Annotated in this window: 25 protein-coding genes; 13 read left to right on the top strand and 12 right to left on the bottom strand. The window is 72.9% G+C overall.

Translation table 11 applies throughout. The annotated features are described in order from the left end of the window. Nucleotides 1-6: 6 nt before the first annotated feature. Complete coding sequence (locus P3T41_RS17295; protein WP_280690762.1) at nucleotides 7-669, bottom strand: TVP38/TMEM64 family protein; 663 nt, start codon at nucleotides 667-669, stop codon at nucleotides 7-9. Nucleotides 670-683: 14 nt separating this feature from the next. After that, a complete protein-coding gene (locus P3T41_RS17300) occupies nucleotides 684-1,898 on the bottom strand; it encodes an MFS transporter (RefSeq protein WP_280690763.1) in 1,215 nt (404 codons plus the stop codon). A 144-nt stretch (nucleotides 1,899-2,042) separates the two neighbouring features. On the opposite strand from P3T41_RS17300, the gene P3T41_RS17305 reads away from it, so the two are divergent. The 5 genes from P3T41_RS17305 to P3T41_RS17325 all read left to right on the top strand — a co-directional run bounded on the left by P3T41_RS17305 (nucleotide 2,043) and on the right by P3T41_RS17325 (nucleotide 10,215). Continuing rightward, the gene (locus P3T41_RS17305) at nucleotides 2,043-3,251 is read left to right on the top strand and encodes an ROK family transcriptional regulator (protein WP_280690764.1); all 1,209 of its coding nucleotides are present in this window, start codon (nucleotides 2,043-2,045) and stop codon (nucleotides 3,249-3,251) included. 323 nt (nucleotides 3,252-3,574) lie between these two features. Continuing rightward, nucleotides 3,575-7,657, top strand: coding sequence for a Pls/PosA family non-ribosomal peptide synthetase (locus P3T41_RS17310; protein ID WP_280690765.1), 4,083 nt, complete (start codon nucleotides 3,575-3,577; stop codon nucleotides 7,655-7,657). A gap of 153 nt (nucleotides 7,658-7,810) precedes the next feature. After that, the gene (locus P3T41_RS17315) at nucleotides 7,811-8,227 is read left to right on the top strand and encodes a helix-turn-helix transcriptional regulator (protein WP_280690766.1); all 417 of its coding nucleotides are present in this window, start codon (nucleotides 7,811-7,813) and stop codon (nucleotides 8,225-8,227) included. Nucleotides 8,228-8,311: 84 nt separating this feature from the next. Beyond that, the gene (locus P3T41_RS17320; protein ID WP_348533666.1) at nucleotides 8,312-9,079 is read left to right on the top strand and encodes a glycerophosphodiester phosphodiesterase; all 768 of its coding nucleotides are present in this window, start codon (nucleotides 8,312-8,314) and stop codon (nucleotides 9,077-9,079) included. After that, the gene (locus P3T41_RS17325; RefSeq protein WP_280690767.1) at nucleotides 9,076-10,215 is read left to right on the top strand and encodes a winged helix DNA-binding domain-containing protein; all 1,140 of its coding nucleotides are present in this window, start codon (nucleotides 9,076-9,078) and stop codon (nucleotides 10,213-10,215) included. Before P3T41_RS17320 ends, P3T41_RS17325 begins: the two co-directional genes overlap by 4 nt. Nucleotides 10,216-10,232: 17 nt before the next feature. On the opposite strand, the gene P3T41_RS17330 is transcribed toward P3T41_RS17325, so the two are convergent. Continuing rightward, complete coding sequence (locus P3T41_RS17330) at nucleotides 10,233-10,916, bottom strand: alpha/beta hydrolase (RefSeq protein WP_280690768.1); 684 nt, start codon at nucleotides 10,914-10,916, stop codon at nucleotides 10,233-10,235. 270 nt (nucleotides 10,917-11,186) lie between these two features. Between P3T41_RS17330 and P3T41_RS17335 the strand changes: the two genes are divergently transcribed. After that, nucleotides 11,187-11,747: a hypothetical protein gene (locus P3T41_RS17335; RefSeq protein WP_280690769.1), complete on the top strand. Its 561-nt coding sequence runs from the start codon at nucleotides 11,187-11,189 to the stop codon at nucleotides 11,745-11,747. Between the two features lie 97 nt (nucleotides 11,748-11,844). Here the strand turns inward: P3T41_RS17335 and P3T41_RS17340 are convergent, their stop codons facing one another. After that, a complete protein-coding gene (locus tag P3T41_RS17340) occupies nucleotides 11,845-12,804 on the bottom strand; it encodes an alpha/beta hydrolase (protein ID WP_280690770.1) in 960 nt (319 codons plus the stop codon). 113 nt (nucleotides 12,805-12,917) lie between these two features. Here P3T41_RS17340 and P3T41_RS17345 point away from each other — a divergent pair, with 113 nt between their 5' ends. The 4 genes from P3T41_RS17345 to P3T41_RS17360 all read left to right on the top strand — a co-directional run bounded on the left by P3T41_RS17345 (nucleotide 12,918) and on the right by P3T41_RS17360 (nucleotide 16,269). After that, nucleotides 12,918-13,799, top strand: coding sequence for a fused MFS/spermidine synthase (locus tag P3T41_RS17345; RefSeq protein WP_280690771.1), 882 nt, complete (start codon nucleotides 12,918-12,920; stop codon nucleotides 13,797-13,799). A 98-nt stretch (nucleotides 13,800-13,897) separates the two neighbouring features. Then, nucleotides 13,898-14,740, top strand: a complete 843-nt coding sequence (locus P3T41_RS17350; RefSeq protein WP_280690772.1) for a class I SAM-dependent methyltransferase — start codon at nucleotides 13,898-13,900, stop codon at nucleotides 14,738-14,740. 103 nt (nucleotides 14,741-14,843) lie between these two features. Further along, a complete protein-coding gene (locus P3T41_RS17355; protein ID WP_280690773.1) occupies nucleotides 14,844-15,494 on the top strand; it encodes a DedA family protein in 651 nt (216 codons plus the stop codon). 103 nt (nucleotides 15,495-15,597) lie between these two features. Next, complete coding sequence (locus P3T41_RS17360; protein WP_280690774.1) at nucleotides 15,598-16,269, top strand: O-methyltransferase; 672 nt, start codon at nucleotides 15,598-15,600, stop codon at nucleotides 16,267-16,269. 151 nt (nucleotides 16,270-16,420) lie between these two features. Here the strand turns inward: P3T41_RS17360 and P3T41_RS17365 are convergent, their stop codons facing one another. The 7 genes from P3T41_RS17365 to P3T41_RS17395 form a co-directional block, all read right to left on the bottom strand. Continuing rightward, nucleotides 16,421-16,762: a hypothetical protein gene (locus tag P3T41_RS17365; RefSeq protein ID WP_280690775.1), complete on the bottom strand. Its 342-nt coding sequence runs from the start codon at nucleotides 16,760-16,762 to the stop codon at nucleotides 16,421-16,423. Nucleotides 16,763-16,796: 34 nt separating this feature from the next. Continuing rightward, nucleotides 16,797-18,221: a family 2B encapsulin nanocompartment shell protein gene (locus P3T41_RS17370; RefSeq protein WP_280690776.1), complete on the bottom strand. Its 1,425-nt coding sequence runs from the start codon at nucleotides 18,219-18,221 to the stop codon at nucleotides 16,797-16,799. A 340-nt stretch (nucleotides 18,222-18,561) separates the two neighbouring features. Further along, entirely contained in the window at nucleotides 18,562-19,653 is a 1,092-nt protein-coding gene (locus P3T41_RS17375) for a hypothetical protein (protein ID WP_280690777.1), read from the bottom strand. A gap of 150 nt (nucleotides 19,654-19,803) precedes the next feature. Further along, nucleotides 19,804-20,538: a hypothetical protein gene (locus tag P3T41_RS17380; protein ID WP_280690778.1), complete on the bottom strand. Its 735-nt coding sequence runs from the start codon at nucleotides 20,536-20,538 to the stop codon at nucleotides 19,804-19,806. Further along, nucleotides 20,535-20,675: a hypothetical protein gene (locus P3T41_RS17385; RefSeq protein WP_280690779.1), complete on the bottom strand. Its 141-nt coding sequence runs from the start codon at nucleotides 20,673-20,675 to the stop codon at nucleotides 20,535-20,537. The genes P3T41_RS17380 and P3T41_RS17385 overlap by 4 nt, the downstream gene beginning before the upstream one ends. A gap of 650 nt (nucleotides 20,676-21,325) precedes the next feature. Then, nucleotides 21,326-21,973, bottom strand: coding sequence for a TetR family transcriptional regulator (locus tag P3T41_RS17390; RefSeq protein WP_280690780.1), 648 nt, complete (start codon nucleotides 21,971-21,973; stop codon nucleotides 21,326-21,328). A gap of 128 nt (nucleotides 21,974-22,101) precedes the next feature. Next, nucleotides 22,102-22,353, bottom strand: coding sequence for a Smr/MutS family protein (locus P3T41_RS17395; RefSeq protein WP_280690781.1), 252 nt, complete (start codon nucleotides 22,351-22,353; stop codon nucleotides 22,102-22,104). Between the two features lie 299 nt (nucleotides 22,354-22,652). On the opposite strand from P3T41_RS17395, the gene P3T41_RS17400 reads away from it, so the two are divergent. Then, entirely contained in the window at nucleotides 22,653-23,564 is a 912-nt protein-coding gene (locus tag P3T41_RS17400) for a TIGR03621 family F420-dependent LLM class oxidoreductase (protein ID WP_280690782.1), read from the top strand. 85 nt (nucleotides 23,565-23,649) lie between these two features. Here the strand turns inward: P3T41_RS17400 and P3T41_RS17405 are convergent, their stop codons facing one another. Further along, the gene (locus tag P3T41_RS17405; RefSeq protein WP_280690783.1) at nucleotides 23,650-24,627 is read right to left on the bottom strand and encodes an alpha/beta hydrolase; all 978 of its coding nucleotides are present in this window, start codon (nucleotides 24,625-24,627) and stop codon (nucleotides 23,650-23,652) included. A gap of 287 nt (nucleotides 24,628-24,914) precedes the next feature. Between P3T41_RS17405 and P3T41_RS17410 the strand changes: the two genes are divergently transcribed. Further along, the gene (locus P3T41_RS17410) at nucleotides 24,915-25,358 is read left to right on the top strand and encodes a hypothetical protein (RefSeq protein WP_280690784.1); all 444 of its coding nucleotides are present in this window, start codon (nucleotides 24,915-24,917) and stop codon (nucleotides 25,356-25,358) included. Further along, entirely contained in the window at nucleotides 25,355-25,717 is a 363-nt protein-coding gene (locus P3T41_RS17415; protein ID WP_280690785.1) for a hypothetical protein, read from the top strand. Before P3T41_RS17410 ends, P3T41_RS17415 begins: the two co-directional genes overlap by 4 nt. Nucleotides 25,718-25,729: the final 12 nt, after the last annotated feature.

The following is a 25,729-nucleotide window of genomic DNA, read 5'->3' on the forward strand; positions in this document are numbered from 1 at the left end:
GGCGCGTCAGGCGGCCGGCGCGGCCGCCGCACCACGGGCTCGGGCTCGCCAGGCGCCCGCCAGGCTGACCGCGCCGAGCAGCACGATCACCGCTCCCGACACCAGGAACGCGGGCGAACCCGGCGAGCCCGCCGAGGCGCCCGCGACCACGTAGGCCGCCGTGCCGGGCAGCACGCCCAGCGCGCTGCCCGCCAGGAACGGCCCCCAGCGGACGCCGGACAGGGCCGCGCTCAGGTTCACCGCCTGGAACGGGACGCCCGGCACCAGCCGCATCAGCAGCACCGTGCGGAAACCGTGCTCGGTCAGCCCGCGGTCCAGCGCCAGCAGCGCCCGGCCGCGCAGCAGTGGCCGCAGCGCCCGCCGGCCGAGGCCGCGCCCCAGGCCGAAGGCCAGCGCGGCGCCGGCCGTGGTGCCCAGCACCGCGACCGGCACGCCCCAGCGGGCGCCGAACAGCACGCCGGCCGCCACGCTCAGCGCGGGTTTGGGCAGGAAGGCCAGCGTGCCCAGCGCGAAGAGCAGGGTGAACGCGGGCGCCCGCCACACCCCGGGCACCGACAGCGCCAGCTGCCGCGGATCCCAGAACAGCACCGAGGCGGCGGCCGCCAGCAGGATCACCAGCAGCAGCGCCGCCCGGGCCCAAGGTGCGCGCAGCACGCCGCTCAGCTTCATGCGGGGGAGTGTAGTCAGCCCGGCAGGCCGACCTCGGCGGGCGGCTCGGCCACCTCGCCGCGCCCGCCCCGCGCCGTGCGCAGCGCGCCCGCCGTCACCGTGAGCGCCGCCGCCAGCGCCGTCACCACCGCGAACGACACCCGCAGCGAGCTGCCCTGGGCGATCGTTCCGACGATCGCCGGTGCGATCAGCCCGGAGGTGTAGGTGACGGTCGCGACGCCCGCGATCGCCTGGCTCGGGTTCGGCCCGGCGTGCCCGGCGGCGGCGAAGGCCAGCGGTACCACCACCGCGACCCCGATGCCGAGCAGCGCGAAGCCGGGGATCGCCACCGCCGGGCTGGTCGCGATCACCACCAGCACTCCGCCGCCCGCGGCGACCGCCCCGCCGAGCCGCACCCCGCGCACCGGCCCGAGCCGCCGCACCGCCAGGTCGCCCGCCAAGCGGGCCACCGCCATGGTGCCGGCGAACGCCGAGTACGCCACCGCCGCGGTGCCGGCCGCCGCGCCGGTGAGGTCGCGCAGGTAGACGCTCGACCAGTCGACGCCCGCGCCCTCGGCGAAGACCGCGCAGAAGCCGACCAGCCCGATCGCCAGCGCCGAGCGGGGCGGCAGCGCGAACCGGGGCGGCGCCTCGGCCTCCGGTTCCGGGCGCACGTCCAGCAGTCCGGCGCAGGCCAGCTGGCCGAGCAGCAGCAGCACCCCGGCCGCGAGCGCCAGGTGCAGCCGGGGGTCCAGCTGCTGACGGGCCGCCAGCGCGCCGAAGGTCGAGGCGAGCAGTCCACCCAGGCTCCACATCCCGTGCAGGCCGGACATGATCGACTTGCCCATCCGGCGCTCGACCTCGACCCCCTCGGCGTTCATCGCCACGTCCGCCATCCCCGAGGTGCCGCCGTAGACCAGCAGCGCCAGGCAGAGCCAGGGCAGCCCGGGAGCGAGGGCGGGCAGCGCGAGCGAGAGGCACCAGAGTGCCAGCAGCAGCCGGATCGCCGCGCGGGCGCCCAGCCGGTGGGTGATCCGCCCGGCCAGCGGCATCGCGAGCGAGGCGCCGAGGGCGGGCATCACCAGGGCCAGGCCGAGCTGGCCCGGGCTCAGGTGCAGCCGCTCCTGCAGGGCCGGGATCCGGGTGGCGAAGCTGCCGGTGACCGCGCCGTGGACGGCGAAGACCAGCGCGATGCTCAGCCGGGACCGGCCGAGCCCCTCGCGGCGCGGTGGGTGAGCGGGTGACGGCATGGCGGAAGTCCTCCCTGTCGGGTGACTGATCGTCGGGCGTCTGGCCCCTGCGAGGCGATAAATTATCAGGAAGGGACCCTGATAGATAGACTGAGTGCCTGGCGCGACCGAGCCCGGACCGCCGATCTGGAAGGATGTTCGGCCATGACCACCGCGCGCACGGCCACTCCCAGCACCGCCCGTGCGATCAACGACCGGCTGGCCCTCGACCTGCTGCTCGGCCACGGACCGCTGACCGCCACCGAGCTGCGCGCCCTCACCGGACTCTCCCGCCCCACCGTCGCCGACCTGCTGGAACGCCTGCAACGCGGCGGCCTGGTGGCCATCGTGGGGGAGCGCGGCGAGCAGCGCCGTGGGCCCAACGCCCGCCTCTACGGGCTGCGCGCCGACCGCGCCCACCTGGCCGGCATCGACGTGCGCACGGTCGGCGTCACGCTCACTGTCGCCGACCTCACCGGGCGGACGCTGGCCGGCGCCGCGCTGCCGGTCGACCCCGCCGACCCGGCCGGTCCGCCCCCCGGCTTCGCCGACCAGGTGCTGCGGACCCTGCTGGCCACCGCGCGCGAGGCCGGCGCCCGCGAGCTGCACACGGTGGCGGTCGGCGCGCCGGGCCTGGTCGACCCGGCCAGCGGGGCGCTGAGCACCACCTCGCGCCTGCACCACTGGCACGCCGAGCTGGTCGCCACCCTGCGCGCCGGACTGAGCGGGCGGTTGCTGCTGGAGAACGAGGCCAACCTGGCGGGCATCGCAGAGCACCGGTTGGGCGCCGCCACCGATCGCGACACCTTCGTGCTGCTCTGGCTGGGGCACGGCACCGGTGCCGCGGTGGTGCTGGACGGCCGGCTGCGCCGGGGCTCCTCCGGCGGCACCGGCGAGATCGGGTTCCTGCCGGTGCCCGGCACCGGCTCGCTGCCCGGCATGCGCAGCTGCGACGGGGGCTTCCACAGCCTGGCCGGCAGCCCGGCGGTCTGCGCGCTGGCCCGCGCGCACGGCCTGCCGGTGGGTGACGGCACGGGCGGTGGGCCGCCCGCCGAGGCGGCGGTGCTCGCCGCGGTCGCGGCCGGGCCGGCCGGCGAGCCGTTCCTGGACGAGCTGGCCGACCGGGTCGTGCTCGGCGTCTCGGCGGTCAGCGTGATCCTCGACCCGGGCTGCGTGGTGCTGGGCGGCGAGGTCGGCCGGGCCGGCGGGGCCGCGCTGGCCGAGCGGGTGGCGGCCCGGCTCGCGCGGCTGTCACCGCTGCGCACCGAGGTCCGGGCCGGCACGGCCGGCGGCGGCGCCGTGCTCAGCGGGGCGGTGCTGACGGCCTCGGACGCGGTGCGGCGCGACCTGTTCGGCGGGCTCGACCTCGGCTGAACGGCGCTCGGTTCTCGGCTGGCCGGGGCCCCGCACTCCCAGGCTTTCCCGGGCCGCCGTTCAGGATCCGTCCGGCACCTGAACATCCGTTGCGGATCATGTGATCTTCACTGTCCGTTTCATGAGGGTTTTATGAACAATCGGCTTGGTTGTCGGAGTTGCGCTGAGTGACCATCTACCCTCGGTTTCGGGATCAATGGGCCGGATGGGTCGTGTTATGCCGATCGACCAACCGTTCGCCGCTGCGCCGCGTCCCCACCTAGGCGGTCGGGGCTCGCTCCGTCTGCACCCGACCCGCAAATGTCCCGGCGAGAGCAAGGTTCATGGAAGCAGTAGAAGATCGAGGCGCTCACCTGCGCCGATTCGGGGGCGAGCAGCTCGGGGGCGAGCAGCCGGGGTGGCAGGCCGGCGCGCTGTGGCCGGTCGCGCCCGCGGCTCCCGTCCGCACTCTGGTGGACATCCTGGAGGCCGCCGCGCACGCCTGTCCGCAGGCGCCGGCGCTGGATGCCGACGGACAGGTTTTCGACTACCGAACGTTGCTGGCGGCCGTGGACGAGCTGGCCCGGCGCCTGGCCGCCGCCGGGATCGGGCGCGGCGACCGGGTCGGCGTGCGGGTCCCCTCCGGCACCGCCGACCTGTACCTCGCGATCCTCGCCGTGCTGCGGGTCGGCGCCGCCTACGTCCCGGTCGACTTCGACGACCCGGACGAGCGTGCCGAGCTGATCTGGACCGACGCCGGGGTCTGCGCGGTGGTCGGCGCCGGCCTGGCCGTGGCGTTCAGTGCCGTCGTGGCACCCGGCCGTCGCCCGGCCCGGCCCGGCCCGCAGGACGACGCCTGGATCATCTTCACCTCCGGCACCACCGGCCGCCCCAAGGGCGTCGCGGTCAGCCACCGGTCGGCCGCCGCGTTCGTCGACGCCGAAGCCGGGCTCTTCCTGCGCGGCAACGGGCTGCGCCCCGGCGACCGGGTCCTGGCCGGCCTCTCGGTCGCGTTCGACGCCTCATGCGAGGAGATGTGGCTCGCCTGGCGCCACGCCGCCTGCCTGGTCCCCGCGCCGCGCTCACTGGTCAAGGCCGGCACCGACCTGGGCCCCTGGCTGGTCGAGCGGCAGATCACCGTGGTCTCCACGGTGCCCACGCTGCTCGCGCTCTGGCCGGTGGAGTGCCTGGAGCGGGTGCGCCTGCTGATCGTCGGCGGTGAGGCCTGCCCGGCCGAGCTGGTCGACCGACTGGCCACCGGGCAGCGCGAGTTCTGGAACACCTACGGCCCCACCGAGACCACCGTGGTCGCCTGTGCCGCGCTGCTGACGCCCGGTCAGCCGGTGCGGATCGGGGCGCCGCTGGCCGGCTGGGAGATCGCCGTCGTCGACGGTCAGGGCAAGCCGGTCGCCTGGAACGAGACCGGCGAGCTGCTGATCGGCGGCGTCGGCACCGCCCGCTACCTGGACCCCGCGAAGGACGCCGAGAAGTTCCGCCCGCACGACTGGCTGCGCAGCCCCCGGGTCTACCGCAGCGGCGACCTGGTCCGGGCCGAGCCCGCGGGCCTGGTCTTCGTCGGCCGCGCCGACGAGCAGGTCAAGCTGGCGGGTCGCCGGGTCGAACTCGGCGAGATCGACGCCGCGTTGCAGGCGCTGCCCGGCGTGCGGGCTGCTGCCGCGGCCGTGCGCAAGACGGCCGGGGGTGGCGAGGTGCTGGTCGGCTACCTGGTCCCCGAGCGCCGGGAGCTCGGCCTCGACACCGAGGCCGCCCGCGCGCTGCTGCTGGAGCGGCTGCCCCAGTCGCTGGTCCCGGTGCTCGCCCTGCTGGAGGACCTGCCCACCCGCACCTCCGGCAAGGTCGACCGCAACGCGCTGCCCTGGCCGCTGGCCGGCGCGGCGGCCGACCGGGGCGCGGCGGTGGACCTGGACGGTACCGCCGGCTGGCTGGCCGCGCGCTGGCGCGAGCTGCTAGGTCTGCCGGTCACCGGGCAGAGCGACTTCTTCGCGCTCGGCGGCACCAGCCTGGCCGCCGCCAAGCTGGTCTCGGTGCTGCGCGAACGCTGCCCCGGGGTCTCGGTCACCGACATCTACGGTCACCCGACGCTGCTCGGGCTGGCCGCCCGGCTGGACGAGCTGACCGGCGGTCCGGCACCGCACGCCGACCCCGCCGCGCACGTCGCGGCGCCGCAGGCCGCCACCGGCCTGGTCCGCCCGATGCGGCCGACGCCGCGCCGGGCCGGCCTGGTCCAGTTGCTGGTGCTCACCGTCGCCTACACCATCAGCGGCCTGCGCTGGGTGCTGGCGCTGGCCGCGCTGGACAACCTGACCCACCGGGTGCCCTGGGCCCCGCACGCCCCCTGGTGGTTGATCATCACCGGCTGGTTGGTGCTGTCCAGCGCCCCGGGCCGGCTGGTCCTCGGCTCGGCCGCGGCCCGGATGCTCACCGTCGGACTGAAGCCTGGCAGCTACCCGCGCGGCGGCTCGGTGCACCTGCGGCTGTGGACCGCCGAGCGGGCCGTCGCCGTGTTCAACCTGGCCGCGCTGATCGGTACCCCGTGGGCCAGGCACTACGCCCGCGCGCTCGGCTGCCGGGTCGGCCGCGGTGCCGACCTGCACACCATGCCGCCGGTCAGCGGTCTGGGCCGGTTCGGCCCCGGCTGCTCGGTCGAGCCCGAGGCCGACGTGGCCGGCTGGTGGCTGGACGGCGATCAGCTGGAGCTGGGCCGGGTCGAGGTCGGCGCCGGCGCCCGGGTCGGCACCCGGGCGATGCTGATGCCCGGCGCCCGGCTGGGTGACGGCGCGGACCTGGCGCCCGGCTCCTGCCTGTTCGGCGAGCTGCCGGCCGGCGAGCGCTGGCACGGCTCCCCGGCCCGCCCGCTGGACGGTCCGGGCGTGGCCCGGGCCGGCGAGGGTTGGCCGGTCCCCGCGCACGGCCGCTCGCGCGGCTGGCACCTCGCCTACGCGCTGGCGCTGCCGCTGCTCAGCCTGCTACCGGTGCTCGCCGCCGCCCCCGCCCTCCTGGTGGTCTTCCAACTGGTCGACCAGGACCGCTCGTTGAGCGCTGTGCTGGTCCAGCTGTTGACCGTCTCGCCGCTGGCCGCCCTCTTCTCGATGGTCTGCTACGCGGGTCTGCTGGTGCTGCTGGTCCGGCTGCTGAGCCGCCCGATCAAGCCCGGGTTCCATCCCGCGCACGGCAAGGCGGCCTGGTGCACCTGGGTGGTCAGCCGGCTGATGGCCACCGCGCGCGGCACGCTCTTCCCGCTCTACGCGAGCCTGTTCACCCCGGTCTGGCTGCGGCTGCTCGGGGCCAGCGTCGGCCGCCGGGTGGAGGCGTCCACCGTGCTCACCCTGCCCGGGCTGATGCGGGTGGACGACGGTGCCTTCCTCGCCGACGACACGCTGATCGCGCCCTTCGAGGTGCGCGGCGGCTGGCTGCGGCTGGGCGCCTCCCAGGTCGGCCGGCGGGCTTTCGTCGGCAACTCCGGGATCGTCGGCCCCAGCCGCGACCTGCCCGACGACGCGCTGGTCGGGGTGCTCTCCGACGCTCCGCCGCAGGCCGAGCCCGGCTCCTCCTGGCTGGGCCGCCCCGGCCTCGCGCTGCCCCGGGTGGCCGAGACCGGCGACCCCAGCCGCACCTACGACCCGCCCCTGCGGCTGGTGCTGGCCCGCGCGGCGGTGGAGCTGTGCCGGGTGGTGCCGGTGCTGTTCGCCGTGCTGCTCGGCGACCTCGCCGTGGTCGCGATGCAGGAACTGGTCGACAGCGACGGCCTGATCCTGGGCGCCGCGCTGGTCGGCCCGGTGCTGATCGGCGCCGGCATCGCCGCCTGCCTGGTCACCACGGCGGCCAAGTGGCTGCTGGTGGGCCGGTTCAAGACCGGTGAGCACCCGCTCTGGTCCTCCTTCGTCTGGCGCAACGAGCTGTACGACACCTTCGTCGAGGAACTCGCGATGCCGTGGCTGGGCCAGACCCTGGTCGGTACGCCGTTCCTGAACGTCTGGCTGCGCTCGCTCGGCGCGCGGATCGGGCGCGGCGTCTGGTGCGAGACCCACTGGCTGCCGGAGACCGACCTGGTCGCCGTCGAGGACGGGGCGAGCGTCAACCGCGGCTGCGTGCTGCAGACGCACCTCTTCCATGACCGGGTGATGCGCCTGGACCAGGTCCGCCTCGGCGCCGGGGCCACGCTGGGTCCGCACTCCATCGTGCTGCCCGGCTCCGCCGTCGGGGTCGGCGCGGCGGTCGGCGCCTCCTCGCTGGTGATGCGTGGCGAGGAGATGCCCGACGGCACCCGCTGGGCCGGCAACCCCGTCGCCGCCTGGCCCACCGGGCACCGCACGGCCGCCGCCACCCGCGCCCCGCGCCGGCACGCGCTCCCCGGTCGGCAGCGCACCGCCCCGCGGCGCCCCGCCTCGCCGGGCCGCCAGCGCTGACCGGCGGCCCGGCGAGGCGGGCATCGCCCGGCCCGTGGGGGTGGCCTGCGGCGGGTGGCCCGGTCGGTGTACCGGCGGCCGGTGCCGATGCGGCAGGATGGGGGCTGCCCGCGATCATCACCGTGATGCGCCACGAAACCCCCGGGGAGTGCCATGGGACAGCCCGCTCGTCCGGTCCACCACTACCGCATCGGCGAGGCCGCGGCCATGCTCGGCGTGAGTGCGGACACCATGCGGCGCTGGGTCGACGCCGGCCGGCTGGCCGCCGAGCGGGACGAGCACGGCCACCGCATCATCGCCGGCCAGCAGTTGGCGTCGTTCGCGCGCGAGCTGGCCAAGCCCGGAGTGGCGGAGGCGGAAGGCCGTACCTCCTCGGCGCGCAACCGGTTCCCGGGGATCGTCACGCACGTGGTGCTGGGGGACGTGGCCGCGCAGGTGGAGATCCAGGCCGGGCCGTTCCGGGTGGTGTCGCTGATCAGCCGGGAGTCGGCGGAGGAGCTGGGCCTGGTGCCGGGGGCCCGGGCCACTGCGGTCATCAAATCGACCAATGTGATGATCGAAGGTAGTTGACCCGTACGAGGCGGTCGACCCCGTAAGGTCGCGAGCGCCGGAAGCGACGCACGCCAGAAACAGCAGCCGCACTTGAGGAGAGCCGTGCCCCGAGCCGCCCTGCCCACCACCCAGGCCACGGTGGACGCCGCGACCCCGGTGGCCGACCTCCCGGACCGGCCGCTGGCCGTCGCGCACCGCGGCGACCCCTACCGCTTCCGGGAGAACACCCTGCCCTCGGTGGCCGCCGCGCTGGCCGCCGGGGCCGACGCGGTCGAGGTCGACGTCCAACTGACCCGGGACGGCGTCCCGATGCTGCTGCACGACCCCACCCTCAAGCGCCTGTGGGAGCTGGACCGCCCGCTGCGTGCGCTCACCGCCGACAGGCTGGCCGCCCAGCGCTTCGCGGACGGACACCGGGTCCCCACCCTGGCCGAGGCGATCGGGCTGCTGGCCGAGTACCCGGCGGCCAGGCTGATGATCGACCTGGACGATCCCGGGCCGGCCGAGGCCGCCTGGCGGGCCGTCACCGAGCAGGGCGCCGAGGGCCGGGTGCTCTTCTGCGGGCCCGCGACCGCGCTGCTCGCGGTGCGCGCCCTGGCCCCCGAGGTGCCGCTCGCGCTCACCTGGAAGCAGCCGGGCCTGCCGGTCGCCGCACTGCTGGCGGACCTGCGGCCGCACTACCTCAACCCGCCCTTCGGGCTGGTGGACCGGGCGCTGGTGGAGCGGGCGGCCGCCGCGGGCCTGACGGTCAGCACCTGGACGGTGGACCTGCGCCGCACCATGCGCCGGATGCGGGAGACGGGCGTCGCCTCGATCACCTCCAACCGGATCGGGCTGCTGCGCTCGGTGCTCGACAGCCGCCGACGGTGACCGCCGTGCTGGGCCGCCAGGCCCTGAACCGCGCCCTGCTGGCCCGTCAGCACCTGCTCGCACCAAGCGAACTGACTCCACGTCAGCTGATCACCCAGCTGGTCGGTCTACAGGCCCAGGCCGCCGACCCGCCGTACTACGGCCTCTGGTCCCGGCTGCCCGACTTCGCCCCGGAGCAGCTCGGCGCGCTGCTCGAAGGACGTACGGCGGTCCGGCTCGGGCTGCAGCGCGGCACCATCCACCTGGTCACCGCCGAGGACTGTCTGAACCTGCGCCCGCTGCTGCAGCCCGTCCTGGACCTGGGCCTGCGCGGCGCCTTCGGCAAGCGCCTGGCCGGTCTGGACCTCGCGGCACTGACCGAGCGCGGCCGGCGACTGGTCGAGGAGTCGCCGCGCACCTTCCAGGAGTTGGGCGCACTGCTCGGCGCCGAGCATCCCGACCGCGATCCGGCCGCGCTCGCCCAACTGCTGCGCGCCCGGCTCGCGCTGGTCCAGGTCCCGCCACGTGGCCTGTGGCGCACCGGCGGTGCCCCCGCGCACACCACCGCCGAGCACTGGCTGGGCCGCCCGCAGGCCGACCTGGCCGACCCGGGCGAGCAGGAGCGGAGCCAGGAGCGCCTGGTGCTCCGGTACCTCGCCGCCTTCGGCCCGGCCACCGTCGCCGACGCGCAGAAGTGGTCGGGCCTGACCCGGCTGGCCGCCGTCTTCAGCCGGCTGCGCCCCCGGCTGGCCGAGTTCCGCGACGAGGCGGGCCGCACCCTCTACGACCTGCCCGACGCGCCCCGCCCCGGCGCCGACGCCGCAGCCCCCGTGCGACTGGTGGCGCCCTTCGACAACCTGCTGCTCTCGCACGCCGACCGCACCCGGGTGCTGCCCGAGGAGTACCGCCCCCGGGTGATGACCCAGAACGGCATCGTGCTCGGCACCCTCCTGGTGGACGGCTTCGTGGCCGGCTCCTGGCAGGTGGCCAGGTCGCCGGCACCCGAGCCGGGCGCCCGGGCGGCCGTCGACCTGCGCCTCTTCACCCCGCTGAGCCGCCCGGCCCGGCAGGCGGCCGAGCTGGCGGCGGAGCGCGTGCTGGCCTTCGCGGCGCCGGAGGCGGCGGCGCGGGAGGTGCGGGTCGAGTCCGGCGACTAGGAGTCGTCTTCAGAGGGTCAGATCAGAGCCTTCGCGGCGTCGCGGATGACGTCGAGGACGAAGTCGGGGTGCGACAGCATGGGCACGTGGCTGCTGTCCACGCTGTAGGTCTTCGCGCCCATGCGCTCGGCGACGGCTCGCTCCAGCTCCGGGTTCACGGTGCGGTCGTGGTTCGCGACGATGTACCAGCTCGGCTTCGTACGCCAAGCGGTGCCGGGGACCTGCTGGGCGAACAGGTCGGCGACCGGCACTGCGCCCGTCGCCAGGACCAACTGCTGCTCGGTCGCGGGAAGATCGCCGCAGAAGTCGCCGATGCCCGACTCAAGCAGCCAGAGGCGGCCGTCGGCGACATCGAGGTGCTTGAAGACGGGCGTGCTGGGGAACTTCTCCTGCTGGCTCTGCGAGGTCTCGTCCTCGTCGGGCGCGAGCGCGGCGATGTAGACCAGGGCGCCCACTCGGTCGTGCACGCCCGCCTTGGTGATCAGCGTCCCGCCGTAGGAGTGGCCGACGAGCACGACCGGGCCGGGCACGTGGTTGATGGCCCGGGTGACGCACGCGACGTCGCCTTCGAGTGAGTCCAGGCCGTGCTGCGAGCTGTAGACCCGGTGGCCCTCGGCCTGGAGCGTGGGGATGAGCTTGCTGAAGCACGACCCGTCGGCCCAGAGTCCGTGCGCGAAAACGATGCTGGCCTTGCCTGCCATGACGTCCTCCTTTGTAGCTGTCAAGCCATGACGCCACCCTACGGCGAGCTTCCGACGCACTACTCTTCGTGATGGTCCCTTTGGGCCTTGACCCACGAAGTAGCGGTCATCTGCCTTGCGGCTCTGCGTGAGGAGCTGGTGTCCTCCGATAGAGTTGATGGTGGTCACGGGCGGCTGGAGGTCCAGGGCGCAGAAGCTGCTGGTAGCGCGGGCGGGGAGGCTTGCGTCCTCCGGGGACAAGCTGTCCAAGTGAGGGGTTGGAGGCTTGTGATGGCCACGGGGAGAACCGGCCGGGCGCGGTCGGGAAGCGGGCTGACCGGCGTGCTGATCGTGGTGGTGCTGGGGGTGCTGCTCGGTTTGCTGTTCTTGGCGAACAAGAGCAACGGGAGCGCGCGTGGCACCGGGCATGACCCGGCGGACATCTTCCTGCCGAAGACGGTCGAGCAGAAGCACCAGGTGGATTCGCCCCCCGACTCGCAGGCATGGCCGAGCAGGACCAGGCTCCCCTCCGCCGGGCTGACCGGCCTTCGCCAGAGTGTTTATGGCGACGCCCCGGGCACTCCCGGAATCTGGGTGGTGATGACAGCCCCCAACGAGCATGACCGGGCAGGCTCGTGGCTCGCCGCCAACGCCCCCTCCTCGCAGGGCACCACGGTCACCCACCCGCAACTGCGGATCGCCGGCGCCACCGCGTGCTACCAGGACCAGCACGATGGCCGGACCACGTGCACGTGGTACGACGAGAAGTTCTTCCTGCTGGTAGCTGGACCAGCCGACGCCGGCGCGGTCCAGCAGGTGCTGCTGCGGGTCCATGACGGCACCGAGCGCTGAGGCACATCCTGGTGGGCTTATCGGTGGGCTCACCGGCACCACTGCGAGGATGCGAGGTCCGCTGGAGGCCCAGCGGACCTTGATCAATGAGCGGGACTCACGCTGGCAGCGCCGGAAGGTACGCGCCGATCCAGCGGTCCAGTTCGGCGAAGACCTCGGTGCGAGCAGCCTCACCCGACAAGACGAGGTCGTGCATTCCGCCCTCGATCCGCACGGTGGTGACACGGCGTCCGAGGCGCGGTGCGAGTGCCGCGATGTCGTCGGCGCGGAGTACGGCGTCGGTGCGGAGCAGATCCGGGTGCCACTTGTTCGTGATGGTGGAGGCGGTGGAGGCCATCAGCAGGACGGGGGCATCGATCTGTAGGCCGCGCCGAACCTCCTGGTGGCCGCGGTTGATGGCGGCGAGCCAGCCGGCATAGAGCGGGAACCCTTCGGCGGGCTTGAGGGTGAGGTCGAAGTCCCAACTGCCCTTGTGGTCACGGTGCAAGCTGTGGACGTAATGCGGGTTGAGTGGCGCGGGCAGCTTGCTGGTGGCCGCCAGCCGGCCGAGTGCGCCCACGGCCGGAGCACCGAGCGTACGCATGGCTGGACTTGTGGGCATCGAAAGGAAAGGACTGTTCAGGAAGAGCCCGTCCACCACCCCGCGCCCGGCTCGCCGGGAAGCCCAGAGGGCGGCTACCAGCCCTCCAGTGGAATGCCCGTTCACGAGTAGCTGACTGTGGCCGTCCTGCTCGCGGATGATCCGGACCGCTTGGTCGAGCTCTTCGTCGTAGGCGGCCAGGTCGCGGATGAAGTTCGGCGACTGGTGGGGTCGCAGCGAGCGGCCGTACTTGCGCAGGTCCAGCGCGTAGAAGGAGAAGCCGAGGGCTGCGAAATGTTCTGCCAAATGAGTCTGGAAGAAGTAGTCGGTGTAGCCGTGCAGGTAGAGCACGGCCCGCTGGGAGCCGGGCACCAGGCGCCGGACCAGGGTCGCGCTGACCGCGCCCTCCTCGTCGGCGGCCAGCGGCAGTTCGGCCGCCTCGTACGGGGCACCCAGGATGTCTTCTCGGAACTCCACGTCTGCCGCACCCAATCTCTGCATTGACCTGCTGCCACAGGACCACCGACTCAGCAGCCCCGACGATACCGGCCGGTAGCCGCCGCACGGCGCCGGCACCCTATGCTGCCGTCATGCCGAGAGACGATGGCGATCGCCACACCGACCAGACCCCGGGCGAGCGGGTGCCGGTGCAGCGTGAGACCGCCTTCGGCACGGCCAAGCTGATGCCCGACCTCGATGACGAGGGCGGCTGGCTGCTCACCCTGGACGGCACCCCGCAGTCCTATGTCGACCTCGCCGAGCCGGGCCACCTCGAATTCGAGTACACCCAGCGGCTCGGCCACCTGGCCGACACCCTGGCCCCCGAGGGCCGCGCGCTGGCCGTGCTGCACCTCGGCGGCGGCGCGCTCACGCTGCCGCGCTACCTCGCCGCCAGCAGGCCCGGCTCGCGCCAGCAGGTGGCGGAGGCGGACGGCCCGCTGGTCGAGCTGGTCCGCGAGGTACTGCCGTGGCCGGAGCCGGAGATCACGGTGACCGTCGGCGACGCCCGTGACGTGCTGGCCGGCACCGCGCCCGGCTCGCTGGACCTGGTGATCGCCGACGTCTTCCAGGGCTCGCGCACCCCCGCCCACCTGACCAGCACCGAGTTCGTCCGGCACGTCGCCGCCGCGCTGCGCCCCGACGGCACGTACGCCGCCAACCTCGCCGACAGCGCACCACTCGACTTCGCCCGAGCCCAGGCCGCCACTGTCCGGGAGGTCTTCCCGCACAGTTGCCTGATCGCCGAACCGTCCGTGCTGCGCGGTCGGCGTTACGGCAATCTGCTGCTGATCGGCTCGCCCGCCCCGCTCCCGGTCGAGCCGCTGGCCCGGCGGCTGGCCGGTGACCCGTTCCCGGCCCGCCTGGTCGACGGAGCGGAGCTGCGCCGGCTGGTCGGCCCGGCCGTCCCGGTGACCGACGCGGCGGCCCGTCCTTCACCGCCGCCACCGGCGGGGGCGTTCAGCATCGGGTGAGCCGGGGGTGATGCTGCGCGACAGGGGCGGCTGACCCGATGTCAGAATGTCGGAGCATCCACCTGTCGGACCATCATCCAGCCGAGGAGCCGACCGCGTTGCCCGCACCCGATGGCCAGCCCGAGCTCGCCCCGAGCGCCCTGCCCGAGACGGCGCTCTGGACCCTCTACCACCGCGCCGCCGAGGCCCGGCGTCCGGACACCGTGCTGCGCGATCCCCAGGCCGTCGCCCTGGTCGACCGGATCGACTTCCCGTTCGTCGACCGCTTCGGCCCCGCCCAGCCGACCGTCGCCCGGCTCCAGGCGCTGCGCGCCGGCGTTTTCGACCGCGAGGTCACCGACTTCCTGACCCGCAGCCCGCGCGGCACCGTGGTCTGTCTCGGTGAAGGCCTGGAGACCCAGTACTGGCGGACCGACAACGGCCGTGCCCGGTGGCTGGGCGTCGACCTGCCCGAGGCCGTCGCCCTGCGTGAGCGGCTGCTGCCGGCCGCCCCGCGCCACCGCCTGCTGGCCGGCTCGGTCACCGATCACGCCTGGCTGGACGAGGTCGATCCCGGCGACGACCTGCTGATCACCGCCGAGGGCCTGCTGATGTACCTCCAGCCGACCGAGGTCCGTGCGCTGGTCGCCGCCTGTGCCGCCCGGCTGCCGCGCGCGACCTTCGTCTTCGACGCGGTGCCGCACTGGTTCAACCGGCTCGCCGAGGCGGCCGCCAAGCGCCCCGGCGGCTACCAGCCGCCGCGGATGCCCTGGACCATCGGCTCGCGCTCGCTGCTCGCCGACCCGCGCACCGTTCCGCTGGGAGCCCGGCGCACCTGGTTCCTGCGCGTGCTCGCCCTCGACCTGCCGGACCGGCGGGCCCGGCTGGTGCGTTCGTTCGGGCCGCTGGATCTGTTGCGGCGGCGTCCGGCGCACCCCGGCCGGCCGCGTCGGCAGGGCTGAAGCGAGCGACGGAACTTAAAGCACTGGTAAAGCGTTCGGGTTGAGGGCGGCAGGCTAGGCTGCCCTGTCGACCGATTCGAACCGCGTTCTGGAGGAACCGGCCTTGCACATCCAAGAGTGGATCCAGAGCGCGCCGCCGAACGCGGTCTACGCACTGGTCGCCCTGATCATCGGCCTCGAGAGCCTCGGCATCCCGCTGCCCGGTGAGATCGCGCTGGTCTCGGCCGGCCTGCTGGCCGCCAAGGGCACGGTCGACCCGGCGCTGGTCGCGGTCTGCGCGGTGGCCGGTGCGGTGATCGGCGACTCGATCGGCTACTCGATCGGACGCAAGGGTGGCCAGCCGCTGTTCGAGCGGCTCGGCCGGAAGTTCCCCCGCCACTTCGGTCCGGACCACCTGGCCACCGCCGAGCGGGCGTTCCACAAGTGGGGCATGTGGGCCGTCTTCTTCGGCCGCTTCATCGCGCTGTTGCGGATCTTCGCCGGGCCGCTGGCCGGCTGCATGCGGATGCCGTACTGGAAGTTCCTGATCGCCAACGTGCTCGGCGGCATCTGCTGGGCGGGCGGGACCACGGTCGCCGTCTACTACGTGGGCAAGGTGGTGGAGCAGTACCTGAAGAACTTCTCCTACCTCGCCCTGGTGCTCGCGCTGGTGGGCGGCGGTGTCATGGGCCTGGTGATCAAGCGCCGGGCGGCACGCGCCCTCGTCGGCCACGCGGACGAGGAGCAGGGGCAGCAGGTCACCGTGGCGGAGTGAGCCGGCGAACCACCGGGGACGTCGGCTGACGGCCTGTCAGCCGGCGCCGCCGACCGCACGTAGGATCGTCGCCGGTACGTGCGGCGAGAGTGCGGAGAGACTGATGACCGAGCAGCAGCAGTGGAGTGCGGTGGACCGGTACCTGGACGGGGTGCTGGTCGGTGCGGACGCGGCGCTGACCGCCGCACTGGCGACCAGTGAGAAGGCCGGGTTGCCGCAGATCGCCGTCTCGCCCACCCAGGGCAAGCTGCTCCACCTGCTGGCCCTGACCGCGGGCGCCCGGCGGATCCTGGAGATCGGCTCGCTCGGCGGCTACAGCGCGATCTGGCTGGGCCGGGCGCTGCCCGCCGACGGCCGGCTGATCTCGTTGGAGCTCTCGCCGGCCCATGCCGCCGTCGCCCGGGCCAACCTGCACGAGGCCGGACTGGAGAAGGTGGCCGAGGTGCGGACCGGGCGGGCCGTCGACAGCCTGGCGGAGCTGGTGGACGACGGCGCCGAGCCGTTCGACCTGGTCTTCATCGACGCGGACAAGCCCAGCAACCCGGAGTACGTCGGCTGGGCGCTGCGGCTCGCCCGGCCCGGCACGCTGATCATCGTGGACAACGTGGTGCGCGGCGGGGCGGTGGCCGACGCCGGCAGCACGGATGCGTCCGTGGTCGGGATCCGCGCGATGCACGAGCTGGTCGCGGCCGAGCCACGGCTGGAGGCCACGGCGGTGCAGACGGTGGGCAGCAAGGGGTACGACGGGTTCACGCTGATCCGGGTGATGAGCTGATCGGATCGTCGGATCGCCGGCCCGCGGGAGTCGGCGGCTGGGGCGACGGACTGGTCCGGGCCTCGTTCAGCTGACGGCGAGGACAGCTGAACGAGGCCCGGGGTTTCGGGGAGCGGGCCATCGGCCGATCTGCGGCCCGCCTGACGGTCCGTCAGAGTACCGGCCCGCAGGGCTGCCGGGGGAGTGCGGAGGCAGCGAGGCCGCGCGCGCCCAGACCGGACGCGCCCAGACCGGACGCGCCCAGGCCGGTGGGCCCGGTGGGGATCCGCGCGCCGCAGGTCCGGCCTGCCGCCGCCTCGATCGCCGTGGCCACCGCGTCCGCGACCCGGCTCGCCAAGGCCTGACCACCTGCGGCCGGGGTGCTCGTGGCGAGGCCCTCGACCACGCGGTCGACCCCGGGGCGGGCCGGCAGCCGGGCCGCCGCCGTCCCGAGGCCGGTCGGGCCCGCGCTGAACCGCGGCGGTGAAGCAGGTGGCGGTGGTGCTGACGCCATGTCAGGTCTCCTTCGATGCGGGGCGGCCGGGGCGTCAGCCACGGGCGCGAGCGACCTCGACGTTCTCCAGCACGCCGAGCGCGTCGGGCACCAGGATGGCGGCGGAGTAGTAGGCGCTGACCAGGTAGGAGACCACCGCCTTCTCGTTGATGCCCATGAAGCGCACGTTCAGTCCGGGCTCGTACTCGTCCGGGATGCCGATCTGGTTCAAGCCGATCACCCCCTGGTTGGACTCGCCGGCGCGCATCGCGATGATCGAGGAGGTGTGCCCGCCGACCACCGGAATCTTGCCGCACGGGAAGATCGGCACGCCGCGCCAGGCCGGGATGTGGTGGCCACCGACGTCGACCGAGCCGAAGTAGATGCCCCGCTTGCTGCACTCGCGCCCGAACGCGGCGATGGCGCGCGGGTGGGCGAAGATGTGCGAGGTCTCGCGGCGCAGGCTGAGCAGCTCGTCCAGATCGTCCGGGGTGGGCGGGCCGGAGTGGGTCTGGATCCGCTGGTCGTAGTCGGCGTTCGCCAGCAGGCCGAAGTCGGGGTTGTTGACCACCTCGAACTCCTGGCGCTCGCGCAGCGCCTCGATGGTTAGCTTCAACTGCTGCTCGACCTGGTTCATCGGGTCGTTGAAGAGGTCGGCGACCCGGCTGTGCACCCGCAGCACGGTCTGCGCGACGCTCAGCTCGTACTCGCGCGGCGCCAGCTCGTAGTCCACGAAGGTGCCGGGCAGCTCGTGCTCGCCCTCGTGGCCGGCCGCCAACTCGATGGCGGCCTCGCCGTGCTGGTTCTGCGCCTGATCGGCGTCGGCCAGGTACTGGTCGATCAGCTCCCGCAGTTCGGCGGAGCGGGCCGCCAGCTCCTGGAAGGCCCCCCAGGGCAGGGTGAGCACGGTGGCGGCGGTGGTCGCCTTGACGGTGTACTCCCACAGGGCGTCGGAGCGGCCGACCACCTCGTCGCCCAGGTGGTCGCCGTCGGCCAGGTGGCCGAGGACGGCGGACTCGCCGTACTTGCCGAGGCCGATCTTGTTGATCTTGCCGTGGGCGATCAGGTAGATCTCGTCGATCGGCTGCCCGGCCTCGACCAGCACCTCGCCGGCGACCACCTCGCGCTGGGTGAAGCGCCTGGCCAGCTCGCCGAGCAGCGCCTCGTCCGCCACGTCGCGCAGCACCGGGACCTCGCGCAGCGACGGCGGCACGACCCGGACCTCGGCGCCGGTCTTCACAAAGCTCACCCGGCCGCGCCCGACCGCGTAACTCAGCCGGCGGTTCACCCGGTAGGTGCCGCCGGAGACCTGCACCCAGGGCAGCGCGCGCAGCAGCCAGCGCGAGCTGATGCCCTGCATCTGGGGCTCGGATTTGGTGGTGGTGGCGAGGTTGCGCGCCGCCGTCGTGCTCAGGCTGAGCTGAGCGCTCTGTTGGACCTGCTGCGGTTCGGTCGGTGCCGGCCCGGTGTCGATCGACATCGGCTCTCTCCATTCGTCACGGTCGCGGCAGCAGGGTGAGATCCGTCTGACGCGATGGAATCCGTTGCGTGGTTCAGATTCCATCGCATGGCCGCCACCCGGGAGAAGGAGATCGGGAAAAGAGCTGATCCATGGGGAAGCGTTTCTCCGGCTCTGCGCCGGTACGGCGGATCAACTACTCAAAGGGGCGCGTGAGCTGTTTGCGCGCGCCCTTGATTCGCTCGAAAATGCGAGTTGAGAATGCTAGTCGAGAAATGGCAAGCAGGTTATATGACAGTCAGTTGGCGAATGTCGGCTCAGCCGGACGGACTGTCAACGGGTGGGTGGCGCGGGCCGACGGTCAGGCCTGCACCCCCGGCCTGCGGTCGGCCGGACGGCGTGGCGGGATCGGGCTGGCGGGGAAGTCGCGCGGGCCGGTCCACAGCGCGGGCACCGCGTCCGAGCGCCGTGCCAGTTGATAGGCGATGGACTCGTAGTTGACCCGCCAGCCCTGGAAGTGCGGCCAGGCGAGTACCGTCGGCCGTTCGGTGGCGAAGCCGGCCGCGGTGATCATGCTGACCGCCGCGTCGAACTCGGCGTAGGTGAGCCGGAGCGGGCTGTTCGGCTCCGGATCCGGGTCGTAGTCGATCCGCACCACCCGGGCGATGTCGCGCAGCGCGGTGAACCCGGCGCGCAGCACCAGCCGGGCCTCCGGCGGCGCGTTGCGGGGACTGACGGCGAGTTGGATCGCGGCGGCGTCCATCACGGCGATCAGTCCGACGATCCAGCTGCGGTACGGCTGCGGTGAGCGGAAGGAGATCAGCACCGGGTAGTTGGAGTGGCTCTCGCCCAGCTCGGCGGCCAGCCGCTCCCAGTCCCGGTAGAGCTGCGGCAGCGCCGTCTCGGTGTCCACCAGGGACTGCCGGGCCAGCAGCTCCGGGCCCCAGGCCGGCTCGCCCGCCCGCGACTGCAGCAGCGTCACCTCGACCTCGCGGCGGTTGTACGAGCCGTACAGCGTGGGCAGGTAGGCGATCTGCAGCGCGATCACCACCGGGCCGCTGACCGCCGCCAGGAAGTCCAGCGCGGAGAGCCGCAGGCGGTCGCCGCTGGCGAAGCCGAGGGTGAAGAGGCTGGAGCCGGCCTCGCGCAGCGAGACGCTCCAGGAGAGACCGGAGTCGGCGTACAGCAGCAGGGTGAAGGAGGCCAGCAGGGAGAGCAGCCAGCAGAACAGCATGCCCACCAGGACCAGTGGCGCCAGCCAGGCCTGAGCCCGGTCGTGCGCGCGGTAGGTGCCGAAGGGTGCCGCGCAGGCGTGCAGCAGGGCGCGCACGGTGCGCCAGAGCCGCTGGACCAGCGAGGAGTAGAGCCCGCGCGGCACCACCAGGGTGCGCAGGATGCTGGCGATGGTGAGCGGGAGCAGCAGGACGCCGGCCAGCGCCGAGATCAACCTCATGGCGGACATTGTCGATCATCCGACCGCATGCTCGTCGGATCGGCTCGGTGGTTGTCGACCGGGCAGGACGCCGGACGCGCGCACGCGGTGCTCCGCCTGGGCCGTGCGGGCCCTGCCGGATCACCGCGTGACGTGCTGTTCGACGTACCGTCAGCTGGGTTGCCGGGAGAGCTGGCTGAAGCGTTGCAGGCTCTGCTGATAGGCCGCCGGGGTGACGTGCATCGGTCCGGTGTACGGGTGTGTCATGTGCAGAACCAGGTAGACACCGAAGCCGACCACCGCGCCGACCAGGCCCAGCGCGATCGCCTCACGCCGCTGGAAGGTGAGTCCCGCGATCGGCGCGAAGAGCAGCACCAGCATCCCGGTGCCGATCAGCGCGGGGTAGAGCGGGGAGGGCAGCGACAGCGAGGTGTCCGCCAGCCGGATCTGCCGCTTGGTGTAGATGTCGTCCAGATCGCTCAGCTCGGTGGTTCGTTGCGGTGAGTCGGGCTCCGCCTCGACGTGCTGCCGGGCCGCGTCCAGGCCGGCCCAGGTGCCGGCATCGGAACCGCCGTGCGTCATCGCCGTGAAGTCCGGTCCGATCACGTCGGTGACGTAGGAGCGCAGCAGCGGCCGGGTGCTGGCATCGGCATCGGTGTAGGCGGCGTTCAGCGAGCGGGCCTCGTCCCAGGTGTGTCCCCGTGCGGTGTTCAGGTTGGACCAGGAGCCGGCGATCAGGAACGCGGCGACCAGGATGAAGGAGGAGAGCGAGGCCGAGCCCAGGAAGCTGAGCGCGCCTCCGGAGAAGGCGCCCTCGCGGGAACGGCTGGTGCGGCCGAAGGCGGCCAGGATGCCCACGGCCACGGCGGCGCCGAGCATGACGGCGATGACGATTCCCAGGCTCAACGACGTCTCCCCATGGTGTGGTTGATGAAAGTGGCGGCAGCCGCGAGGACGGCCGGGACGGTGATCGCGACGAGCGCGAAGGCGCTCTGCGGGTCGCCCGGCAGCGCGAGGCTGTCGTCGGGCGGGCGGGTCGGCACGGCGGTGACGGCGTGCAGCTGGCTGGGTGGCGGCGGGGCCGGCAGGACGGGGGCGTGCCGGGCGGGCGGCGGGGGTGGGGGTGGCGGGGGCGGTGGCGGTGCGTGGTGGATGAGGGGAGCGGCCGCTTTGGGGGTGGCGGGCTTGTGCGGGGGCGGGGGCGGGGGAGGAGGTGGGGGAGGCGGCGGCGTGGGCCGTGGTGGGGGTGGAGGAGGCGGAGGCGGAGGTGGTGGTGGCGGCGGAGGTGGTGGAGAAGGTGGTGGCGGACACGGTGGTGGCGGTGGTGGGCACAGGTGCGGCGGCGGGGGAGGCGTCGGCGGGCACGGGTGCGGGGGATGCGGTGGGTGTGGTGGCTCCGGCGGCCAGGGCGGCCAGGGCGGGTCGTGGTGCGGTGGGTCGTGGTGCGGTGGGTCGGGCGACCCGGCATGATCGTGGTGCCCGGGCTCGTGGTGCCCGGGTTCCGGCAGCCCAGGGGTGTGCTGATGGCCCGGTGCCTGCTGCGGACCGTCGTCGTCACCTTGCATGCGCAGGACGATAATCAGCTGTGAATTCCCCTGAATACCGAATGGACCAGCCGGCAGGGCCCTGGCAGGGGAATTGACCCTTCCGGGGGTCCGGCAGTCGCCTCAGCGTACGTGTGGCGAACTCGTGTTCAGCCGGCCAGGTAGCGGCGGAGCAGCACCTTGCACTCGGCGATCAGCGTGGGGTCACCGTCCCGGTCGCTCTGGAAGGCGAGTTTGAGCACCGCATCCGCGCACTCCAGGGCCACCCGCAGGGCCAGCGGTCCTGGCCGGCTGCCATCGCCGGACAGCTGCTCGGAGGTGAGCTGGTGCAGCAACCGGGCCACCGCACTGTTGTTGTCGAGGGTGCCGTCGAGCAGGTGCTCCACGTCGTCCAGCGCCGGTGGGGTGGGCCCGGTGAGCCCGAAGTCGAGCGCGCCGAACCCCGGCACCGCGCGCTTCATCGCGACGAACTCCTCGACCGCCAAGTCCACGAAGCCGCCGATGTCCTGCGGCGACTCGGCCGCCAACCGCCGGGTCAGCCGGTCCAGATAGCGTCGCAGGTTGCGCCGGGCGAGCGCGGCCAGCAGGCTCTGCTTGCCGGTGAAGAACTGATAGAGGGTGCCGATCGGCACCTGGGCGCGGGCAGCGATCTCCTTGGTGGTCAGCGCGCCCGTGCCAACCTCGTCGAGCAACTCCGCGCAGGCGTCAAGGATTCGCTCCAGCCGCTCCTGGCTGCGTTGCTGCACCGGCTTGCGCCGCAGCTCGGGTTCCGCCGCCTCGAGGCTCAGCTCGTTCATCGCCGTCCCGCTCCCGTCCGCACCGCACGTACCGCCGCCCGTGCCCACCCATCGCCTACCACTGTGCCGCATCGGCGGGTGCCGCGCGAATCCTCATCATGAGTACACCTCATGTCCTTCCAGGAGCCTCACACCTCCTGGAAGTGCACCAGCACCCGGCCCGGGTTCTTCGGGTCCAACTCGTGCCGCAGGTACAGCTTGCGGATGTGCTTCTGGTCCAGGAACGCCAACACCCGCCGCATCAGCTGTCCCGAGCCCTTCCCGGGGATGATCTCGGCGACCGGGTCACCTGACTGGGCGGCAGCGAAGAGGAACTGACGCATGGCCAGTTCGATGTCGCGGTTGTTCCGGAAGATCGGGTGCAGGTCGAGGCTACGCATCGTCGTACCCTAGTCGGCCGGGATCCGGGCATCGGTTCCGTGTTCGCCGTCAAAGTGTCAATAGTGGTAATACGGGCGGGAGTTGAACAGTTGTCCAGGTTGGGCGAGTGTTGACGAACGTGGTCACACACCCTAGATTCCAAGAGTCGCCGTCATCTCGCCACGACCGGAGCCGAAGCTTCCGCCCGACCCGCACTGCCGGGGCCCCGGTTCGTTCGCCGGCCCGTTGACGCGACCTTTCCGGGGGATCACCGACGCCCTAGTGGCAGTCGGTCGAAGCATCAGGAGCAATCAGCCATATGCGCAGCTTCAGATTCGGCTTCTCGCTGGCCAGCCACCGCACGTCGGCCGCTCTCGCCGAGACGGTCCGCACCGCCGAGTCGTACGGCTACGACTCGGCGGTGACGGTCGACCACCTCGGCCCCAACCGCAGCTCGCCGTTCCTCGCCCTGCTGGCCGCCGCCCATGCCGGGCAGCGGCTGCGACTGGGCACCTACGTCCTCAACTGCGGTTTCTGGAACCCGTCGATCCTCGCCCGGGAGGTGGCCACGCTCTCCCGGATGACCGAGGGGCGGGTCGAACTCGGTGTCGGTTCGGGGGTGGTGAAGTCGGAGTTCGACGGCGCCGGCATCCCCTTCGAGCCCTTCCGGCAGCGGATGGACCGGCTGGAGGCGACCCTGGACGAGCTGGACCGGCTCTTCGCCCAGGAGACCGACCTGGTCCGACCGCCGCTGCTGCTCGGCGGTACCAGCGACCGGCTGCTGCGGATGGCCGCCGAACGGGCCGACACCGTCAGCTTCAGCGGCTGGGTCCAGGTCCCCGGCAGCCCGGTCGGGACGCTCGGCATCATCCCCGCCGAACAGGCCGACGAGCGGCTGGAGTTCTTCCGTTCGGTGGCCGGTGACCGGCTGCCGGAGATCGAGCGCAACGTCTTCGTCCTGGACGTCCGGGTCACCGACGACCGTTGGGCCGAGGCCGAGGCGATGGCCGCCGAGGAGCCGTTCCTGACGCCGGAGCAGGCACTGGAGACCCCGTTCGTCCTGATCGGCACGGTGGAGGAGATCGCGGAGCAGATCCTGCGCCACCGCGAGCGCTACGGCTTCACCTCGTTCACCGTGCAGCGTCCGGCGATGGAGGCGTTCGGCCCGGCGATCGAGCTGGTCAGGAAGGCGGAAAGCGCCGCCTTGCTGACCGCTGCCGCTCCCGCCTGACCTCCTTGCCGGCCACGGCCCCGGCCCCGGCCTCCGCCATGGCCGGGGCCGTGGCCGGGGCCCGCAACGGGCGACCGAACGGGGTTCACCGTCCGAGGATCCGCCGGAGCCAGCGGGAACGCGCGTCGCGGGCATCCTGGCTGAGGGCTGCCCGCGGCGCGAGCGTGTCGAACCCGTGGAAGGCGCCGGGCCAGACGTGCAGTTCGGCCTCGCCGCCGGCCTGCCAGATCGCGTTGGCATAGGCCACGGCCTCGTCCCTGAAGGTCTCGGCCGAGCCGACCTCGAGGTAGGCCGCCGGCAGCTCGGACAGATCCGTCGCGCGCGCAGGCGCCGCGTAGGGCGGCAGGTCGGCAGCGCCGTACCGGTCGCCCAGCAGCGCCCGCCACGCGGTCGCGTTGGAGCTTCGGTCCCAGGTGTCGCGGCCGGCCATCTGGTGGCTGGAGAAGGTGTCGTCACGGTCGTCGAGCATCGGGCTCAGGAGCAACTGACCGATCGGCACCGGCCCGCCGCGGTCGCGGGTCAACAGGGCGAGCGCTGCGGCGAGTCCACCGCCGGCGCTCTTCCCCCCGATGACGACGCGGTCCGCGTCGAGCCCCAGCTCGGCCGCGTGCTCGGCCGCCCAGACGAGTCCGGCATAACAGTCCTCCACGGGGCCGAGGTACGGCGCCTGCGGCGCCAGCCGGTACTCGACGGAGATGACGGCGAGTTGCTCCGGGAGAGCCCATTCGCGAAGCAACCGCGGCAGTACGGACCATGCGTTGCCCATGATCATCCCGCCGCCGTGCATGTAGTACAGGAGCGGCAGCGGCCCGGCGATCCCGGCGGGGCGTGCGCTGACAAGCCTGACCTCCCTGCCGTCCCGAAGCCCCGGCGCTCGCAGCTCCTCAACGTCGAACCGGCCGTCGGCCCGGAGCTCCCCAACTGTCGGCCTGGGCCGGGCCGCAGCATCCCGCTCCTGCCTGGCCGCGAGGTTCTGCGCGGTGACCGGCTCCCTCGCCTCCTCGCCCATGATGGCCAGCGCGGCACCCAGTTCGGGGTCGAAGGGAGGCGCGCGCCGAGCCATCGGGGCAGGGTCGTGCTCCAACGGCCTTCCATCGACATCGACACCCACGACAGGACCTCCCCGCGGCCGAGGGATGCCTGGCGGCATCCCGACCAGGACAGCTTGCCAGCCGGTAATCGGATTCCCGCAGTTCGAGGGCTACTTCGTCGACTTTCAGCGAGTCCTGGGACGCTCAACCGGGTGAATTGCTTCGGTGAAAGGCCCTAACTGTCTGTGATGCGTGCTCTCCTAGTGCTACCAACCCATATGCGGCAGACATGCATCTGGGGGACAAAGGGGGTATCGATATGCGTCTCTCATCCTTCGGTCGTGTAGCGGTCACGGCAGCGGCCTGCCTGCTGGCCTCGACCGCGGCACCAGTGGCCGGGCATGCGGCCGGCACCAGAGCGTCGACGGCGTCGAGCGCCACGGTGCGGCAGGCGGCGAACTACCAGGTGGAGGTGGACAACTTCTCCAGCCGGGCCTTCGACGAGGTCGCGCTGGCCTACACCCGGAACAGCACGCCCGTCACGCAGATCCTCCACCAGTTCAACGTCCCGGCGTCCAGCGTGGTCTCCTTCGACCTGGGCCCGTGCTCCGACGTGAAGCAGTACGCGGTCAGCGGCCTCGTGGGTGGCGTACGCGTCTTCACCACCGGCGATGTCGACGCCGACCCGGTCGGCTGTGACGACATCGTCACCATCAGGGACAGCGCCGCCGTGCAGGTGAGCAAGGCGGAGGCAAGGCGATGAGGGGTCCCGTGACGGCGGCCTGCGCAGCCGTACTCGTCGTCGCGGCAGGCTTGGCGACCGCACCATTCGCCTCGGCCTCACCGGCCGGGTCGACCTACCGGGTGGACGTCGTCAACCACTCGGGATTCGGCCTCGACGAAGTGGACCTGGCAGTCGGCCGGTACAGCGATCCGGTGATCCGCCTGATCACCCAGCGCCACATCACCTCAGGAGCCACCGCCACCTTCGACTTGGGCGCCTGCTCGGACGTGCACAAGTTCGCGGCCAGCGCCTTCATCGGCAATCGCGAGGTGCTGCACACCAGTGACATCGACCCAAGGCCGAGCTGCCACACGCAGATCGAGATCACGCACACCTGACATGGGAGGGGC

The organism is Kitasatospora sp. GAS204B (assembly GCF_029892155.1).
Taxonomy (GTDB): domain Bacteria; phylum Actinomycetota; class Actinomycetes; order Streptomycetales; family Streptomycetaceae; genus Kitasatospora.

What these genes read in the sequence shown, in the direction of transcription:
- P3T41_RS17295 (WP_280690762.1), bottom strand. Translation starts at nt 669, where the DNA reads ATGAAGCTGAGCGGCGTGCTGCGCGCACCTTGGGCCCGGGCGGCGCTG.
- P3T41_RS17300 (WP_280690763.1), bottom strand. Translation starts at nt 1,898, where the DNA reads ATGCCGTCACCCGCTCACCCACCGCGCCGCGAGGGGCTCGGCCGGTCC.
- P3T41_RS17305 (WP_280690764.1), top strand. Translation starts at nt 2,043, where the DNA reads ATGACCACCGCGCGCACGGCCACTCCCAGCACCGCCCGTGCGATCAAC.
- P3T41_RS17310 (WP_280690765.1), top strand. Translation starts at nt 3,575, where the DNA reads ATGGAAGCAGTAGAAGATCGAGGCGCTCACCTGCGCCGATTCGGGGGC.
- P3T41_RS17315 (WP_280690766.1), top strand. Translation starts at nt 7,811, where the DNA reads ATGGGACAGCCCGCTCGTCCGGTCCACCACTACCGCATCGGCGAGGCC.
- P3T41_RS17330 (WP_280690768.1), bottom strand. Translation starts at nt 10,916, where the DNA reads ATGGCAGGCAAGGCCAGCATCGTTTTCGCGCACGGACTCTGGGCCGAC.
- P3T41_RS17335 (WP_280690769.1), top strand. Translation starts at nt 11,187, where the DNA reads ATGGCCACGGGGAGAACCGGCCGGGCGCGGTCGGGAAGCGGGCTGACC.
- P3T41_RS17345 (WP_280690771.1), top strand. Translation starts at nt 12,918, where the DNA reads ATGCCGAGAGACGATGGCGATCGCCACACCGACCAGACCCCGGGCGAG.
- P3T41_RS17360 (WP_280690774.1), top strand. Translation starts at nt 15,598, where the DNA reads ATGACCGAGCAGCAGCAGTGGAGTGCGGTGGACCGGTACCTGGACGGG.
- P3T41_RS17365 (WP_280690775.1), bottom strand. Translation starts at nt 16,762, where the DNA reads ATGGCGTCAGCACCACCGCCACCTGCTTCACCGCCGCGGTTCAGCGCG.
- P3T41_RS17370 (WP_280690776.1), bottom strand. Translation starts at nt 18,221, where the DNA reads ATGTCGATCGACACCGGGCCGGCACCGACCGAACCGCAGCAGGTCCAA.
- P3T41_RS17375 (WP_280690777.1), bottom strand. Translation starts at nt 19,653, where the DNA reads ATGAGGTTGATCTCGGCGCTGGCCGGCGTCCTGCTGCTCCCGCTCACC.
- P3T41_RS17390 (WP_280690780.1), bottom strand. Translation starts at nt 21,973, where the DNA reads ATGAACGAGCTGAGCCTCGAGGCGGCGGAACCCGAGCTGCGGCGCAAG.
- P3T41_RS17395 (WP_280690781.1), bottom strand. Translation starts at nt 22,353, where the DNA reads ATGCGTAGCCTCGACCTGCACCCGATCTTCCGGAACAACCGCGACATC.
- P3T41_RS17400 (WP_280690782.1), top strand. Translation starts at nt 22,653, where the DNA reads ATGCGCAGCTTCAGATTCGGCTTCTCGCTGGCCAGCCACCGCACGTCG.
- P3T41_RS17405 (WP_280690783.1), bottom strand. Translation starts at nt 24,627, where the DNA reads ATGGCTCGGCGCGCGCCTCCCTTCGACCCCGAACTGGGTGCCGCGCTG.
- P3T41_RS17410 (WP_280690784.1), top strand. Translation starts at nt 24,915, where the DNA reads ATGCGTCTCTCATCCTTCGGTCGTGTAGCGGTCACGGCAGCGGCCTGC.
- P3T41_RS17415 (WP_280690785.1), top strand. Translation starts at nt 25,355, where the DNA reads ATGAGGGGTCCCGTGACGGCGGCCTGCGCAGCCGTACTCGTCGTCGCG.